Annotated in this window: 13 protein-coding genes; 8 read left to right on the forward strand and 5 right to left on the reverse strand. The window is 44.5% G+C overall.

Translation table 11 applies throughout. The features are described 5' to 3' along the window. Positions 1-54: 54 nt before the first annotated feature. Positions 55-600: a cupin domain-containing protein gene (locus NCCP2331_RS04340; RefSeq protein WP_251668797.1), complete on the reverse strand. Its 546-nt coding sequence runs from the start codon at positions 598-600 to the stop codon at positions 55-57. A 163-nt stretch (positions 601-763) separates the two neighbouring features. Between NCCP2331_RS04340 and NCCP2331_RS04345 the strand changes: the two genes are divergently transcribed. Next, positions 764-2,110, forward strand: coding sequence for a dihydrolipoyl dehydrogenase family protein (locus NCCP2331_RS04345; protein ID WP_251668799.1), 1,347 nt, complete (start codon positions 764-766; stop codon positions 2,108-2,110). Positions 2,111-2,152: 42 nt separating this feature from the next. Here NCCP2331_RS04345 and NCCP2331_RS04350 read toward each other — a convergent pair whose 3' ends face one another. After that, a complete protein-coding gene (locus NCCP2331_RS04350; protein WP_251668801.1) occupies positions 2,153-2,827 on the reverse strand; it encodes a YoaK family protein in 675 nt (224 codons plus the stop codon). Between the two features lie 252 nt (positions 2,828-3,079). On the opposite strand from NCCP2331_RS04350, the gene NCCP2331_RS04355 reads away from it, so the two are divergent. After that, positions 3,080-4,228 (forward strand): oxalate decarboxylase family bicupin, encoded by a 1,149-nt coding sequence (locus tag NCCP2331_RS04355; RefSeq protein WP_251668918.1) that lies wholly within the window; start codon positions 3,080-3,082, stop codon positions 4,226-4,228. A 504-nt stretch (positions 4,229-4,732) separates the two neighbouring features. On the opposite strand, the gene NCCP2331_RS04360 is transcribed toward NCCP2331_RS04355, so the two are convergent. Next, positions 4,733-6,220 carry an FAD-dependent oxidoreductase gene (locus NCCP2331_RS04360; RefSeq protein WP_251668803.1) on the reverse strand — a complete coding sequence of 496 codons (1,488 nt, stop codon included), beginning with the start codon at positions 6,218-6,220 and terminating at the stop codon, positions 4,733-4,735. A gap of 347 nt (positions 6,221-6,567) precedes the next feature. Between NCCP2331_RS04360 and NCCP2331_RS04365 the strand changes: the two genes are divergently transcribed. From NCCP2331_RS04365 to NCCP2331_RS04375, 3 genes are all read left to right on the forward strand, one after another. After that, a complete protein-coding gene (locus NCCP2331_RS04365) occupies positions 6,568-8,253 on the forward strand; it encodes a methyl-accepting chemotaxis protein (protein WP_251668805.1) in 1,686 nt (561 codons plus the stop codon). Positions 8,254-8,312: 59 nt separating this feature from the next. Beyond that, positions 8,313-9,137 (forward strand): bifunctional hydroxymethylpyrimidine kinase/phosphomethylpyrimidine kinase, encoded by an 825-nt coding sequence (gene thiD, locus NCCP2331_RS04370; protein ID WP_251668807.1) that lies wholly within the window; start codon positions 8,313-8,315, stop codon positions 9,135-9,137. 227 nt (positions 9,138-9,364) lie between these two features. After that, the gene (locus NCCP2331_RS04375; RefSeq protein WP_251668809.1) at positions 9,365-10,381 is read left to right on the forward strand and encodes an LLM class flavin-dependent oxidoreductase; all 1,017 of its coding nucleotides are present in this window, start codon (positions 9,365-9,367) and stop codon (positions 10,379-10,381) included. A gap of 40 nt (positions 10,382-10,421) precedes the next feature. On the opposite strand, the gene pepF is transcribed toward NCCP2331_RS04375, so the two are convergent. Together pepF and NCCP2331_RS04385 are read right to left on the reverse strand one after the other, a co-directional pair. Further along, on the reverse strand, positions 10,422-12,233 hold the full coding sequence (gene pepF / locus NCCP2331_RS04380) for an oligoendopeptidase F (RefSeq protein WP_251668811.1): 1,812 nt from the start codon (positions 12,231-12,233) through the stop codon (positions 10,422-10,424). Between the two features lie 79 nt (positions 12,234-12,312). Further along, positions 12,313-12,759 carry a hypothetical protein gene (locus NCCP2331_RS04385; protein ID WP_153721921.1) on the reverse strand — a complete coding sequence of 149 codons (447 nt, stop codon included), beginning with the start codon at positions 12,757-12,759 and terminating at the stop codon, positions 12,313-12,315. 167 nt (positions 12,760-12,926) lie between these two features. Here NCCP2331_RS04385 and NCCP2331_RS04390 point away from each other — a divergent pair, with 167 nt between their 5' ends. From NCCP2331_RS04390 to cysK, 3 genes are all read left to right on the forward strand, one after another. Beyond that, the gene (locus NCCP2331_RS04390) at positions 12,927-13,409 is read left to right on the forward strand and encodes a PaaI family thioesterase (RefSeq protein WP_251668813.1); all 483 of its coding nucleotides are present in this window, start codon (positions 12,927-12,929) and stop codon (positions 13,407-13,409) included. 27 nt (positions 13,410-13,436) lie between these two features. After that, the gene (locus tag NCCP2331_RS04395; protein WP_251668815.1) at positions 13,437-14,651 is read left to right on the forward strand and encodes an MFS transporter; all 1,215 of its coding nucleotides are present in this window, start codon (positions 13,437-13,439) and stop codon (positions 14,649-14,651) included. A gap of 84 nt (positions 14,652-14,735) precedes the next feature. After that, on the forward strand, positions 14,736-15,662 hold the full coding sequence (gene cysK, locus NCCP2331_RS04400) for a cysteine synthase A (protein WP_153721924.1): 927 nt from the start codon (positions 14,736-14,738) through the stop codon (positions 15,660-15,662). The last annotated feature ends 548 nt before the right edge of the window (positions 15,663-16,210 follow it).

Below are 16,210 nucleotides of genomic sequence, written 5' to 3' on the forward strand. Positions count from 1 at the left end.
GAAGAAGAAATCAACAAGAATTTTTAAGCGGCGGAAAAATATTCCGCCGCTTTTTTACGTCTTCCGATTTGCCGGAGGGCCGATTATAGTGGAAGGCTGTATATTTTCCGTTGCGTTTTTCCATAACTCTTCATTCAGTCCGTAACTATAAGCGAAGACATCAGCCGGCGTGGCGGTTAAGATATCAGATCCTAATACGACTTCAGGTATATCTGCATTAAAAATGCCTTGCAGATGGGTGTCTTCAGCGTGGGCGATTTGGTAATGCCACCATCCTTGCGGGATATTTACTGCCTGCCCGGATGTAATTCGATAGTGCTGAAACTTTTTTGTCTGCAGATTCATCATAGAAATTGTGACGGAACCAGATACACAATAAGTCAGTTCTGAAGCATTCGGATGGTAATGAGGTTCGATGATGCGGTCTTTGCTGAGGAAGATGTCCAGCATGGATGTATTTTGTAGCGTATTTATTTGTTGTGTGCTTAGAATATTGATGAAATTTTGGTCGTCTTTCTTGAAAAATGGACTTTTATTTACATCCGCCGCATATTGGGCGTCTGTTCCGTGTTGTTGATTGGAAGATATCAGTTTACTCAACCCTTCTTTCATATAATTGATTATTACCTTTATAGTTTATGTCATGGTCCTCTCATACGTTACGTGTACTATTACCTGATCTGACGAAGTGTGATGGATGGAATAGAGGGTAAATCAGTAATGAATAGAAATTTTTCAAATGCGTGAATGGAGGAGAGAGAAGATGGTGAAAGAATATGATTTACTGGTAGTCGGAACAGGGACGGCTGGCTCCATACCAGCAGCTAAATGCAGGGAAGCCGGCTGGAGTGTGGCGATTATAGACGACCGCCCGTTTGGTGGTACATGCTCGCAGCGGGGATGCGACCCGAAAAAAGTACTGGTCGGTGCAGCTGAAATAATGGATTGGAATAGACGTATGAACGGGAAAGGAATTCAAGGAGATTCGAAAATAGACTGGCCGGAACTGATGAATTTCAAACGTACCTTTACTGAATCGATTCCTGATGATACAGAGGAAAAGTTCAAGAAACTGGGAATAGATCGTTATCATGGGAAAGCCTATTTTGAAAGTGAGACGGAATTGAGAGTAGGTCCGGATATGCTGAAAGGTAAGAAAATCGTAATCGCTACCGGAGCAGAACCTGTGAAGATGGGATTTGACGGAGAAGAATATATGATGACTAGTGACGAATTCCTTGAACTTGATCAGCTGCCAAAACATATCGTTTTTGTAGGCGGCGGCTTTATTTCATTCGAATTTGCGCATATTGCAGCACGAGCTGGTTCAGATGTGCATATTCTCCATCGAAGTGATCAGGCATTGAAGCACTTTGATCAGGATTTGGTCGATCAACTGATTCACTATTCGAAAGAAGTGGGTGTGCATGTTCATTTGGAAGTCGGTGTGAACGGGATCGAGAAAGATGGAGGTTCCTATATCGTAAAAGGGGAGAAGGATGACAGGGAATCTCAGTGGCTTGCTGATTTAGTCGTCCACGGAGCAGGGCGCACGGCTGCGCTTGATATGAACCTTGAAAAAGGAAATGTAGAACGAGACAAACAAGGAGTTTGTGTAAATGAATATATGCAGAGCATAAGCAATCCGCATGTATATGCAGCAGGAGATGCATCATCGACTGATGGGCCGCCTTTAACACCTATTGCCGTAAAAGAAGCTCATGCTGTTGCCACCAATCTAGTCGATGGCAACCATGAAAAAGCTGAATATCCTGTCGTCCCTTCAGTCGTTTTCACCGTTCCCAAGCTGGCATCAGTCGGTATGAGTGAGCAAGAGGCGAAGAAGTCGGGGAAGAAAGTAGTTATTAACCATGACAATATGACAGAGTGGTTTACGTATAGACGTACAAATGAAGGAGTTGCTGCGTATAAGATAATTATCGATGAAGAGAATGATATCGTGCTCGGAGCCCATTTTTTGGGAGGGGAAGCAGATGAACTTATCAACTATTTCTCGATGGCAATTCGTTTTCAGCTGTCTCTTCAAGAGTTAAAAGAACTGCCATTTGCTTATCCCACTGCTGCATCGGATATTGGCTATATGGTGTGAACTTGCAGGCGCCAGAAAAAAGGCGCCTGTTTTTTGCTGTTGCTATTTCTTTGCTTTCAAACTCACTGTCGTCCAAGCGAATGAAATTAACACAATGCTAAATGCAACCCACAAATTCAGCGTTTCATTATATTGGATAATCAAAGTTCCGGCTCCTGCCCCCAACATGAAAATAATAATAATAGAAGCTAGATGATAGCAATCATTTTTTGCATCGCGATCCTTATTAAATAGTGCTTGATAGAGATTATTCATTAGATTTTTTGTATTGCCCGTCATAATTCCGTTATTGATAGTCGTATGACGGAATTTTCGTAAAACGGTCAGTTCATAGCCTGCCAGCAGACCTAAAATCAGCAGCATAACAGATCCATTGAATACACCTTGGAAAACCGCCAGGATAAACAGCAAAATCGCTTGGATCAGTAAATAGTACATATACTTTTTCAAACCTTTATGTTTAGATCGCTCAATTACGGCTTCTCCAATGAAAGCCCCTATCGCGAAACCGGCGAATACCCATACATGACTCATAGCTTCCTTGAAGTCACCAGAAAACAACTTGGCGCTTAATGTGACTAAATTTCCTGTCTGAGCGCTTGCGAAAGAACCGTTATGTTGAGAAAAAGTATAAGCATCGATAAAGCCCATTAGAAAAGTGGCAATGGCAGTGAGCCCTGTACTGAGATAGATCGGATTCATCGGTTTAGATGTCATGACATCAAGCACTCCTTTCCGGCCTTTGATTACAACGGTCTTAGATCAATCTCCTATCTACCTCTTACCCTTCTGGTAAGTTAGGAAACAGAATATTCTAGTTTTGTGTGCAGATAACAGGGTAATGAAAGATAGAGTGAGATACAATATTTGCGAATAATGGAAGACAACGAGAATAGGAGATTACTTTTCACAGATATCATTTTTCGCTGATGAAAAAGAAAGGAGAATTTATTAATGAATAATGAGAGTATGGAAAAAAGGCCAAATCCGCAGCCGATGAAAGATGATAAAGGAGGGGAAATTTGGGGTGCTGAAAATCTAGAGATTGCAAGACAGAATCCTGATATCCTAGTGCCTCCTGAGACAGACAGCGGAACGATGCCTAACTTGAAATTTCCTTATGCATTATCCCATATGAGAGTAGAGCGTGGCGGCTGGTCGCGCGAAGTGACCATTCGGGAAATGCCGGCAGCCAAAACGATTGCCGGAGTAAATATGCATTTGGAACCTGGCGGAGTGCGAGAACTCCATTGGCATAAAGAAGCAGAGTGGTCATATATGATCAAAGGAAAAGCTCGTATTACCGCCATTTCACCGGATGGCAAGGAATTTGTCGATGATGTGGAAGAAGGAGATCTTTGGTATTTTCCCTCTGGCATCCCACATTCTATCAAAGGGCTGAGCGAAGGGGCGGAATTTATTTTAGCTTTTGATGACGGTGCATTTTCGGAGAATAGTACATTTTCGATAACAGATTGGTTTTCCAGTACGCCAAAAGATGTGCTGGCTGCAAATTTTGGCGTATCCGAAGAAGAGTTTGATCATATTCCTGACGGTGAATTGTATATGTATCAAGGAGCGGTGCCGGGTCCGATCGCTCAAGGCTTGCCTAAAGATACGAATGAATTTGTGGAACAGCCCTTCAGTTTTAAACTATTTGACGTGGAGCCAGTGAAAACTTCAGGAGGGGTTGTGCGTATTGCCGACTCAACTAACTTCCTCGTTTCAAAAACAGTGGCAGCTGCGTTGGTCGAACTCGAACCAGGCGGTATTAGGGAAATGCATTGGCATCCGAACGAAGATGAATGGCAATATTATTTGGAAGGTCAGGGACGCATGACAGTATTTGCTTCAGGAGGCAAATCAAGGACATACGATTTCCAAGGCGGCGACGTAGGGTATGTGCCATTTGCGATGGGACATTATGTTCAAAATACAGGCGACACCACTTTGAAATTCTTGGAAATGTTCCGCAGTGAGCATTTCTCGGATGTTTCATTGAATCAGTGGATGTCACAAACGCCGCCGGAATTGCTGAAAGAACATTTGCCGCTGAGCGATGAATTTATTCAGAATGCGCTGCATAAAGACAAGCGTCCGAACGTGAAATTTAAATAATGAAATGTGCAAGGGGCTGGGACAAAACTAAAAATAAAGTCCGTTCCCCTGCGCTCCAAAAGGCACGCTTTCCGCGGGGCGCGCTTGAGCCTCCTCGTCGCTGGCGCTCCTGCGGAGTCTCAACATTCGCGCTAAATCCCGCAGGAGTCGGCCTTTTTCCGCTCCGGTCCACTCTAATGATTCGCAAAGTGTTTACTGAAAAGAGACACAAAAAGCGTAAGGAATTGAACTCCTTTACGCTTTTTTCATGTTATGTCCCAGCCTCTTTTAGTGCGCGATAAAATCGGCAGCTTGACGAAACCGCCAAAGTGACGTCGCACCGCACCAAAGTCTGCAAGAAGCGAGCCAAAAAAGCTCGGCACCGCACCATATGCATGCTATGCCGCACCAAACTGTGCTCTAAACGAGCCATACCAGCCGCAGACCGCACCTTTCTCGTTCTTCCAAGCAAAAAGGACTGACCAAGAAATCATCTCTCATGATTTCTAATACAGTCCCGTTTATTCAGTACGGATTCACATTGTTTAAAGGCAGTTTTGCAGGACCTGCAAGGACGCTGCCTTTAGCATCAAAAATCGAACCGTGACATGGACAGTCCCATGTTTCATCTCCATCATTCCAAGCTACTTCACAGCCGAGATGCGTACAGGTTAAATCGAGATAATGGGTAGTTTCATTTCTGTCTTTATACATTCCTGCAGGATTTCCGTCCAGCTCAAACCGTTTTGCCTGCCCGGGCTTTAAGGTCTTTGCTTGTATAGAGATCGAGCTGGCTGATTGTTCAGCCTTTTCTTTTTCGCTTTCAGACAGTTCTCGCTGCGGGCAGAGAAGCTGTTCATACGGGTTATCTTTCCCTAAAATCAGATCAGTGATCAGCCTGGCTCCAGTGGCGGCAATCGCAAGCCCCCATTTGCTGTAGCCTGTCATGACGTACATCTGCTCATCATCTTTTTCTATCCTGCCGATGAAAGGGCGGCGGTCCGGTGAAACTAGATCATGTTCTGACCAGTACCCAAGCATCTTCGTCAGCCCGAATTCATTCTCTGCAAATTGGCGGATAGATTCATAATGTTCATAAGTCGAACTTCCATCGCCTGTCGGATGGGTCTCCCCGCCGACAATCAACATATGTTTCTCACTATCTTCGGCTCCTCGGAACGTCCGTTTCGGATCATCATCGCTAATATACATGCCTTTATCAAAAGCGTGCTCACTCTCAAATGCAGTAAGATGCGAAGTGAAGGGCTTTAACGTATTCGAATAAAAGGAATGTGGATCCTCAACAGGAAAGAGTGTGGCCAGGACAACTTTCTGACAGCTTACTGTAAAAGGGGTATCTGTTGTTATAGTTAATTGTTCTCCATTTTGCTCAGCATCCATATAGCGTGTGTGCTGATATACTTTTCCGCCCATTGTCTCGAATTCACGTAACACGCCATGCAAAAACTTTATCGGATGAAATTCCGCTTGATCTCTCATGACGAGAGCACATGCTACTTTTAAATCAAGCGGCGTGCTGTCAGTCAGCTCCCCGTCTATATCAAGCTCTTTATAGGCTGTTTCTTCATTTTTCAAGTTTTTCGTTTGGCTGCCGCTCTGAGAAAAAACATAAGCATCCATTTTTCTGAAGTCACATCTGATATTATGTGTATTCACAATTGATTCAATCAGCTTCCTGCCATCCTGATTCGCTTGATAGTATTGTTTGGCAATATCTTTGCCATCCCGCTGAATCATATCGTGGTAAATAGTTTGGTGCTGCGAAGTTAGCTTGGCTGTTGTTCCGCCAGTTGTCCCTCCTATCAGTTCTTTTGCTTCTAGCAGCACAACAGACAGTCCCTCTTTTGCCAGGTAATAGGCTGTCAAAATACCCGAGATTCCACCGCCAATCACTGCCACGTCAGCAACTTCATCTTTTGCAAGCTTTGAATAACTCACAGCATGCGTGCTCGCTTTCCAATAAGACCGATTTTCACCTTGCAGATTATCCATGTATTTCTTCCTCCTTACCTATTGATACTCTACTCTTTTCCTTCCTTTCTTCTAGAAAACTAAACATTTTCAGGAAAAAATCGGGTGACCTCTTATATGAGCAATTTACCTGAAATAAAAGAAAGTCATTTTAGTCCTAAATGACTAATCGTTAAAATAAGATATATTAGGAGGCAGGTGTTTTGTTTGTTAATTTAGAAAAAATGAACTTTATTCCTTACTATTATAAATCTGCTTCTTTTGACGATAATGTACTTGGAAATAGAATAGATGGACGGTACGATTTCACGAATGAATTATGTAGGTAATCACTGCGTAACTCATTCGATTAAATGGAGGAAAGAGCAATGTCGATCGGTAAAAAACTTTATATGGGCTTTGGTATCATTCTGTTAATAGTCTTAGCATCTTCTGGCTGGAGTCATTATGAGCTGAGTAAAATAGAAAGCAGTTTTAATAAGATGATGAATGGCAGTGTAGCTCAAACGATGAAGGCTCAAGTAGTCAAAACAGAAATCGGGATGTCTGGAACTTACATCCGTTCATTCATTTTGCGAGGGAAAGAAGAAGATGCAACTTCTTTTATTGAACATAACGAAGTAGTTGAACGTTCTATCACAGATCTTCAGGCTTTGATGCCAGCGGACGGGTCAAAAGAGTTTATTGATGAACTTGCATTGTTATCAAAAGACTTTACGGATGCGGCAGTTCGAGTAATTGATTTAAAAAAAGCGGGACAGACTGGACAGGCAACGATTGTATTGGAAGAAACTATGCGGCCGTTGACTACTCAAATCCTTGACGCAATGGATCAGATGATCAATCTACAATATACAAGTCTGAAAGAAGAGATGAAGGAGACAGCTCAAACTTCAAATTCTGCTAAGCTTGGATTAATCCTGGTAAGCACGATTGTATTGCTGGCAGGGGCAGCGATTTCCGTTTACATTACACGCATGATTACCCGACCGCTGCGACGCGTTACGGATGCATCGGCAGTTATTGCCTCTGGTGATTTAACGGGACAGGATATCATTGTTGAAACGAAAGATGAGCTACATGATTTATCTGAGTCATTTAACCGAATGAGGCATAATCTTCGGACAGTAATAGGGGATGTTCATGATAATGCACACCATTTGACTGCCTCTGCTGAAGAGCTTTCGGCAAGTACGAATGAAGTGTCGGATTCTTCTGAAGAAGTTTCGCGTGCTGTGGAAACTATCTCTACAGGAGCCCAAGTGTCATCAGTTTCCGCTCGTGAAAGTTCCCTTGCAATGGAAGGAACCGCTAAAGGCTTGCAGCGAATCGCAGAATCTACGGTTAATTTGCATGACAGTGCCGAGGACGCGATGAAGCTAGGCAGCGAAAGCGAAAAAACGATGCAGACCGCAAAGAATCAGATGGCGCTCATCCACAGTTCTTCTTCCAAAACGAATGAAATGATTAAGCGGCTGAGCCGGCAATCTGCAGAAATCGAGAAAATCACGAATGTCATTACGGGCATTACAGAACAGACCAATTTATTGGCATTGAATGCGGCAATCGAAGCAGCGCGTGCCGGAGAACATGGAAAAGGGTTTGCGGTAGTGGCAGACGAGGTTCGTAAGCTTGCCGAGGAATCAAAAAAATCTGCAAGTCAGATCGTCGGATTAACATCGGCTATACAGAAAGATACACAGGAGGTAGAAGTATCCGTACAAGAAAGTCTGGGCAATGCATCTCAAGGCGTAGATGTAATCGATGATGCAGAACGGGCTTTCCAGACGATTGTCATGGCAATTCGGAAAATGAATGAGGAGATTGAAGAGATTTCAGCAGCGACAGAAGAAATTTCCGCGAGTGCAGAAGAAGTATCTGCTTCTGTATCAGACATCGCCTTACGTTCTGTTTCTGCATCAGAACAAACAGAGCAGACGTCAGCGGCAATGGAAGAACAAATGGCAACTGTTCAGGAAATAAATGCGGTAGCGAATGATCTCAGCAAAAAAGCAATTGATTTGCAAGAAATGATTCAACAGTTCAGAATATAATGGAGAGGCAGGTATCCCGTTACAGAGGGGTACCTGTTTTAAATTAAGGAGAGGTACAAATGAATATTAAACGTGCATTGACAATCGCCGGTTCTGCTGCCCGCGGAGGAGCGGGCATCCAGGCAGACCTGAAGACATTTCAAGAGTTCGATGTTTTTGGCACTACGGCGGTGACTGCTATTGTGGCGAGAAATCCCCGGACAGGCCAAGGGATTTTCCCTCTGGGCTGGGACGCGATTGAAGCACAGCTGGTAACTATTGAAGAAGACATAGGCGCTGATGCCCTGAAGACCGGAATGCTGTTTACAAAAGAGATCATTGACCATATGGCTGAATGGATCGGGAATTCGGAGATAGAGAATATAGTAGTGGATCCTGTGATGATCGGCAAGATGGGTTCTGCTTTATTGAAGGAAGATGCCATGGAATCGATGAAGAACCTTTTAATCCCGCTAGCCACAATCATTACACCCAATATGCCGGAAGCCTCTTATTTACTGGATGGAATGAAACTGAATTCTGTTGAAGACCTAAAAGAGGCAGCGTGCAGACTGAAAAAATTAGGTCCTGAATATGTATTGGTAAAAGGCGGACGGCTGGAAGGCCCGGCAGTAGATGTACTGTATGACGGAATGAAGTATTATTTGCTTGCCGCTCCGCGTATCGATACCATTCATACAAATGGTGCGGGGTGCAGTTACTCGGCTGCAATTGCAGCCGGCCTGGCTAAAGGAGAGTCTGTTTTGGAGGCAGTGATGGAGGCGAAGAAGTTCATCACGGCGGGGATCCGGCATTCATTGACATGTAAAGCGGGTGTCGGACCGACTTATCATGCGGCTTACGGCAAATATGATGAGACCGGCGTGACAGTAACAGAAGAATGATAGTCGGCACCATTTTCCTGATATGGGGCAGATGGTGCTTTTATATTTACACTGAAACAAAAGATTTTACTTAAAGAAAGTAAATTGATAAGCTTACAAATAGTAAGTTTGCTGAAGATCATTAGTTCTTAAGAAAACTGGTCTTGCAAAATCTAGTCCAATAAAAATAATTCAAATAAAATCGAGCCATTTTTATGAAATGGCTGCTGTCATGAGGAGTGAAGGAAATGATTAGGGAACAAGCAAAGAAATACAACGGCATCCCTCTGTCCATTTTGGATCTGGCGATGATCAATGAAGGCAGTGATGCAGGTCAATCATTTAAAAATAGTGCAGATCTTGCCCGGCATGCAGAGGATTGGGGTTATAACCGCTATTGGCTGGCAGAGCATCATAATATGCCGGGGGTTGCCAGTTCAGCAACATCCGTAATCATCGGACATGTAGCGGGAGCAACGAAGAAGATTCGTGTAGGATCAGGCGGTATCATGCTGCCAAACCACGCACCGCTCGTTATCGCTGAACAGTTCGGTACACTGGATGCAATGTATCCAGGACGAATTGACCTTGGATTAGGTCGTGCACCGGGCAGTGACCAGGCGACAGCTTACGCACTGCGCCGCACATTACAGAGCAACGGGGAAGATTTCCCTCAGCAGCTGGAAGAACTGCGTACTTATTTTGCAGGGAATCCAACTGATCGCGTAAGAGCATTCCCGGGTGCCGGCCAGAATATTCCAATCTGGCTCCTTGGTTCCAGTGGTTTCAGTGCACAGCTTTCCGCACAGCTGGGTCTGCCATTTTCATTCGCCAGTCATTTTGCGCCGGCTTATATGATGCAGGCTCTTCAGCTGTATCACCAAAATTTCCGTCCTTCAAAAGATTTGCAACAACCGCATGCCATGATGGGAATCAATTTGATTGCGGCTGAGACTGACGAAAAAGCCGCATATTTGGCAACATCGATGCAGCAGCAGTTCCTGAATATCCGTCAAAATAAAATGGCCCAGTTCTCACCGCCGATTGAAAATATTGATGCGGTATGGTCTCAGTATGAACAAGCGGCTGTCGCGCAGCAAAGTGAAGCGCCGTCTGTCATTATCGGTGGTCCGGATACTGTGAAACGCAAACTGGAGGAATTTGTCGAGATGACAAAAGCTGATGAATTAATCATCAGTTCCGGCATCTTCAATCATGAAGATCGTCTTCGTTCGTATGAAATTGTCAGTAATCTAATGAAATAAAAAAACGCATCTGCCAAATTTGTGCAGATGCGTTTTCCTTTTATTGTGCGTCTATTTCTTCTGTCAGCTGTTCAATCTGATCAATCAAACTGCCAATATAGGAAATTGTGTCGCGTAAAGGTTTGTCAGTCGTAATATCAATACCGGCCATTTTTGCTAATTCAGCGGGCTTTTTGGAACCGCCTGCTTTTAAGACATTCAGCCATTCCTTTACGGCTGGCTCCCCTTCATTTAACACGCGCTTGGCCATTTCGGTTGAAATCGTTAAACCAGCACTGTATGTGTAAGGATAGAGACCCATGTAATAATGCGGCTGGCGCATCCATGTCAGTTCTGCCCCTTCATTGAGCGTAACCGTGTCACCCCAGAACTTCTCCAACACCTTGCGTTTCAGCTGATTCAAAATCGTTGCATTGACATTACCTCCCGTGTCCACGAGCTCATAAACTTCACGCTGAAAAGCCGCCTCCAATAAATGTGTCACGAAGTTATGGTAATACGTCCGGGAAACGATGGATGCCAGTACCCACCGTTTGAATTTAGGATCATCTGAATTTTTCAGCAGATGATTGGCCATCAGCATTTCATTCATTGTAGAAGGAGCTTCAATGAAATACAGTGACGACTCGGAATTAAATAAATTCTGTTCACGGTTGGCATGATAGAAGTGTCCTGCGTGACCCAGTTCGTGAGCTAGTACAAACACGTCTTCCATACTGCCCGTCCATGAAATCAAAATGAACGAATCACAGCCGTACGGACTCGCACAAAATGCACCGGTGGATTTTCCTTCGTTCTGCGCGAAATCAATCCAGCGGTCTGAGTAGGCGCGGTTCACCATATCAAGATATTCTTCTCCCATCACCGCGAGCGCATCATTCATATACTGCTTGGATTCTTCCACTGTAATCGATGGTTCATACAGAGGATCTACCGGCATTTTCAAATCTGCAAACGTCATTTCTTCAAGACCATATATCTTCTGAAGAAGTTTCGCATATCTGCGCATATGAGGAGCCAGTTCTTCCGTGATCACATCGATTTGACGGTTATACATCGCCCGGTCTGCATCTTGATTCATTAATAAATAATCAATGACAGAATCGTGGCCCCGAAGATCAGCTGTCGTTTTCTCTATCTGCACATGCATGTCGTACGTTTTAGCGGTCGTATGCTGATACTCGCGTAATTTGCTGGAGAACGCCTGAAAAGCGGCACGTCTCTTTACCGTATCAGGCTCTGATTCCCATACTCCTTCAAATGAAACATAGCTGAGGGGGTACTCATTTCCGTTGGCTGTGAAATTCGGGAAATGAATATCCGCCATCTTGGTTGTGTTATATAAAGCGTACGGTGCCTGGAATGCAGACGAGAAAGCAGCCAGTGTCTTTTCTACTTCGGGATGCAGCTGATGCGGTTTTTCTTGTATAATTTTCTTGAACAATACGGCATATTCCGCTGACTGTTCGCTTGCCTGCTGCAGTGTTTCCACCGGCAGGCCGGACAGTTCACTCATGACGAACGAAGTCTGACTGCCGATTTTCGCAGCAATTGAACTGAATTTGCTTTCCCGCATCTGTGCATCGTCATTCATTAAATCCACACTGGCAGCCAATTCAGCATAGCTGCCGATTTTGACCAATTTTTCTTGCAGACTTCGATAGGCGTCCAGCGCACTGACTGCTGTAGAAATGTCCGTAATCGTTCCTTTATAGTTCTTTGCAATTGCATCCGCTTCTGTTTCCGCTTCTTTCACTGCCAGCTCATAGGCAGGTTCATCTTTAAATAATGATTGCAGATTCCATGTTTCCTGCTCGTTTACTTGCGCGCGTTCAGGTAAGCTTTTCACCAAAAAGACCACTCCCACAGTTCGATTATTCGGTTGCCGAATTAATAAATAGTATAATACAGAAGCGGCCTGCAGTACAAAATTATGGTTTATTAGTCAAAATGAATTCCATTAGCCAATCGACTTGAAGCGGTCCGTTGACGACCTCATAGTACAACTGGTCGTTATGGATAAGAATGCCTTCTTCAATTAAAATCGTCATGCGGTTTCCGGCATCATCATGTAGATCAATCGTAAAATGCGGCTGGTCATCAAATAACTGCAGAGTATCCGGATCGATCCGCTCATAATCATATGCTTCTAAAAACTGCAGCAGCCTGTCGATCTCATGCGTTTGATCAACTTTCCATGTAACCGGCGGCTGATCATGCAGTCCCGGCTGGCGAATTGTAATGGAAGAAAAAGCACTTCCGTCTGTTTCGGAGTTAAGCAAATCCATCGGGTGGATGTTAGATTCGTTGACGGTTTGAATCATTACATAGAAGCCGGCTGCCACCAATATCGTCAGTAAAGCAGCGCGAATTTTCATGGGGAATACCTCCTTTTGCATATTCTGTGTTTCGTCATAGTATATGAATGCATGTGCCCCAATACGCACGGCTTTCTAGTGAAAAGAGGAAGATTCCTTTGTTCTACTCGATATTTCAATTTTCGAAATGTATAATAGAGATAATTCAGTGAAAGGGAGGGCTTTTAATGAAAGAGATGGTAACATACGCAATTCAGGATAAATATCCGGATGATTTTTCGTGGTGCTATGGATGCGGACGTTTAAATGAAAAAGGAAATCAATTTCGGACTGGCTGGGAAGGGGAACAAACAGTGACCTATACACTGCCCGCTGAAAAGTATACAGCGATTCCGGGATTTGTATATGGCGGGTTTCTCGCTTCCTTCATGGATTGTCACGGTACCGGTTCCTGTGCATTGGCACTGCATCGTAAAAATGGCCATGAGCCCGAGGATGAAGCAGTTCCGCCAAGGTTTGTTACGGCATCTCTTCAGATTACATATAGCAAACCGACTCCGCAGGGACAACTGTTAAAAGCCGTCGGACGCGTCACAGAAATTCATCCGAAGAAGTGGAAAGTGGATGTAGAAATATATGCAGGCGAGGAATTATGTGCGGCCGGTGAAGTGTTTGGGGTTGTCATGCCTGCCACTTTCACCGGAAATTGATAAGTAGATAAGGTGTGAATAATCTTTATGAAAAACTCTCAAACGTCTGCGGCGGCTGACAATCCGGTATTCCCGATTATGATTGCAATCGGGATCTGTCATTTATTTAATGACACGCTGCAAGCAGTCATCCCGGCAATGCTGCCTATCCTAAAGGAAGCGCATGATTTTTCCTTTAGACAATTAGGATTCATTGCATTTGCATTAAATATTGTGGCTTGTTTACTGCAGCCTGTGATCGGTTATTTCAGTGACCGCAAGCCGAAACCATTCGCTTTGCCTATCGGTATGACATTTTCATTGGTTGGCATGGCGGGACTCGCGTTAGCACCGAATTATTGGCTTATTATTATTTCTGTGATGCTGCTTGGATTCGGTTCCGCCGTATTCCATCCTGAAGGTTCCCGAGTGTCATTTTTAGCAGCAGGGAATAAACGTGGTCTGTCGCAGTCTATTTATCAAGTAGGCGGAAATTCCGGACAGGCATTGGCACCGCTCATTAGTGCATTTGTACTTGTGCCGCTCGGACAAATCGGTGCCGCTGTCTTCGTATTAGTCGCTGCAGCAGGAATCGCGCTCTTAACCAGAATTTCCTTATGGTATAAAAGACAGCTCGATGAGGAGCGTTCAGGCAAGAGAAAGAAAGTTTTGTTGACGACGATGGAAAACCTGACAAAGAATCAAGTGGTAACAGCACTCATTCTATTAATGGTCATCATTTTTGCCCGTTCATTCTATGTCACGAATATTACCAGCTTTTATATCTTTCATTTGATGGAGAATTACGGCCTTTCGATTAAACACGGCCAGTTGTATATTTTCTTATTCCTGGCATTAGGCGCCGCCGGTACATTCTTTGGGGGGCCGATGGCGGATAAAATCGGTCGCAAGAAAGTCATCGTGCTGTCATTGATTGTGCCGCTTCCGCTTTGTCTGCTGCTGCCGTACGCTCCGTTATGGGCAATCATTTTGCTGCTGCTTGTCATTGGATTTTTCATCATGCTCAGTTTCTCTGTCACCGTTATTTACGCTCAGGAACTGGTGCCGTCGAAAATTGGCACGATGGCGGGGTTAACTGTAGGCCTGGCGTTCGGCATGGGAGCTGTCGGGGCAGTTGCCATCGGTTCGTTAATGGATGTAATCGGTGTCTATCAAACGATGATTATCACTTCATTCCTGCCGTTTATCGGCCTTGTCGGTCTGGCACTGCCGCGTGATCAGCAAATTAAATCATCTACTTAAACTTATAAAGCTGATTGATTAACCAGGAATTATATGATGGACTTTGCTATACTGTTTTCATTACTGAAAAAGAAGGTGTGCGGCATGAAAGTTGTAAATAGTGTGGCAGAATTAATAGGAGACACGCCGTTAGTGAAAGTCCGAACGCTCGGCGATCCAAACGGGGCGGCAGTCTATGTGAAACTAGAATATTTCAATCCGAGCCGCAGTGTCAAAGACCGGGCTGCCTATCAAATGCTTGCAGAAGCGGAGAAAAGCGGCGAACTGAAACCCGGCGCGACAATTATAGAGCCCACTTCAGGTAATACAGGCATTGGACTCGCAATGAACGCGGCAGCCAAAGGCTATCCTGCGATTTTCGTTATGCCGGACAATTCAACGATTGAGCGGATCCGACTGATGAGAGCATATGGTGCAGAAGTGGTATTAACGCCAAGTAAGGAGCGCATGCCGGGTGCCATCGCTAAAGCAAATGAAATCGCAGCTTCAATTGATAATAGTTTTATCCCGATGCAGTTTGAAAATGAAGCGAATCCCGACAGTCACCGGCATACGACAGCTGTAGAAATTATTGAATCAATCCAATCCATTCATCGTAAACTGACAGCATTCGTCTGTACATCAGGGACAGGAGGAACAGTGACGGGAACCGGGGAATCGCTGAGACAGCATGATCCCGATATTACTGTTCATGTTGTAGAGCCTGCAGGATCGCCTGTATTATCCGGCGGACAGCCGGGTAAGCATAAACTTGTCGGCACCAGTCCCGGCTTTATCCCTCCTGTTCTAAATACAGATGTTTATGATGAAATCTTCCGGATTGAAGACGACGAAGCGTATCAAACGGTTAGGGATTTTGCGAGACAGGAAGGTGTGCTTCTCGGCCCGTCCGGAGGTGCTTCTCTTTTTGCAGCCTTACAGGTAGCCAAGCGTTTAACCACAGAAGATACAGTTGTCTGTATCGCGCCTGATTCGGGCGAACGTTATTTATCCAGCGATTTATTCACCTGATAAAATATTTATTTACGAACCTCTCCTGCACTGCGGGAGAGGTTTTTTTAGGTAATAAAAAGGGTCTGCACCAAAATCGGTTTTTGACAACTTGTCATGTATGAATTGCGAAAATCATGCTGCTGTTTAAACCCGCTTCGGCGCTGGGGGATTGCCTTACGCTATGAGCCTACTGGCAAAGAGCATGCATCACTGCCTTAATTTCTGCAAAAAACGCAGAAATACGGCAAAGCGAACTCTATGCTGTTCGCTTAGCAACGGCCGACCCCGCAGTTGCGCCTTCGCTTTTGCTAGAGGATGTATGTCATGTTGCTTTTTGGCAGAGTGTGAATTGAGTTGGCGTGGTTTCGTTTCTCGACTTTGTAAACACTTTGATCATAAGGATCTAAGCCTTCACAGAATGCTAAGTAATGCATGAAACGCCTTACCTATCGTAATGGTCTCAGATATTATGCTCATACTGCCTACTCACATAAGAAGTATTGAAAAACCAGCCAGTGTACCGGAGTGAAAGCCGTCACAAAGAACGGCTTTTGCGAGTAAAAGCG

It is taken from the genome of Sporosarcina sp. NCCP-2331, assembly GCF_023707945.1.
Classification (GTDB): Bacteria; Bacillota; Bacilli; order Bacillales_A; family Planococcaceae; genus Sporosarcina; species Sporosarcina cascadiensis.

Excerpts from the sequence above, each read along its gene's own strand:
- NCCP2331_RS04385 (WP_153721921.1), bottom strand. The coding sequence starts at position 12,759 with ATGAAAATTCGCGCTGCTTTACTGACGATATTGGTGGCAGCCGGCTTC.
- NCCP2331_RS04390 (WP_251668813.1), top strand. The coding sequence starts at position 12,927 with ATGAAAGAGATGGTAACATACGCAATTCAGGATAAATATCCGGATGAT.
- NCCP2331_RS04365 (WP_251668805.1), top strand. The coding sequence starts at position 6,568 with ATGTCGATCGGTAAAAAACTTTATATGGGCTTTGGTATCATTCTGTTA.
- NCCP2331_RS04345 (WP_251668799.1), top strand. The coding sequence starts at position 764 with ATGGTGAAAGAATATGATTTACTGGTAGTCGGAACAGGGACGGCTGGC.
- NCCP2331_RS04375 (WP_251668809.1), top strand. The coding sequence starts at position 9,365 with ATGATTAGGGAACAAGCAAAGAAATACAACGGCATCCCTCTGTCCATT.
- NCCP2331_RS04350 (WP_251668801.1), bottom strand. The coding sequence starts at position 2,827 with ATGACATCTAAACCGATGAATCCGATCTATCTCAGTACAGGGCTCACT.
- NCCP2331_RS04355 (WP_251668918.1), top strand. The coding sequence starts at position 3,080 with ATGGAAAAAAGGCCAAATCCGCAGCCGATGAAAGATGATAAAGGAGGG.
- thiD (WP_251668807.1), top strand. The coding sequence starts at position 8,313 with ATGAATATTAAACGTGCATTGACAATCGCCGGTTCTGCTGCCCGCGGA.
- NCCP2331_RS04360 (WP_251668803.1), bottom strand. The coding sequence starts at position 6,220 with ATGGATAATCTGCAAGGTGAAAATCGGTCTTATTGGAAAGCGAGCACG.
- cysK (WP_153721924.1), top strand. The coding sequence starts at position 14,736 with ATGAAAGTTGTAAATAGTGTGGCAGAATTAATAGGAGACACGCCGTTA.
- NCCP2331_RS04395 (WP_251668815.1), top strand. The coding sequence starts at position 13,437 with ATGAAAAACTCTCAAACGTCTGCGGCGGCTGACAATCCGGTATTCCCG.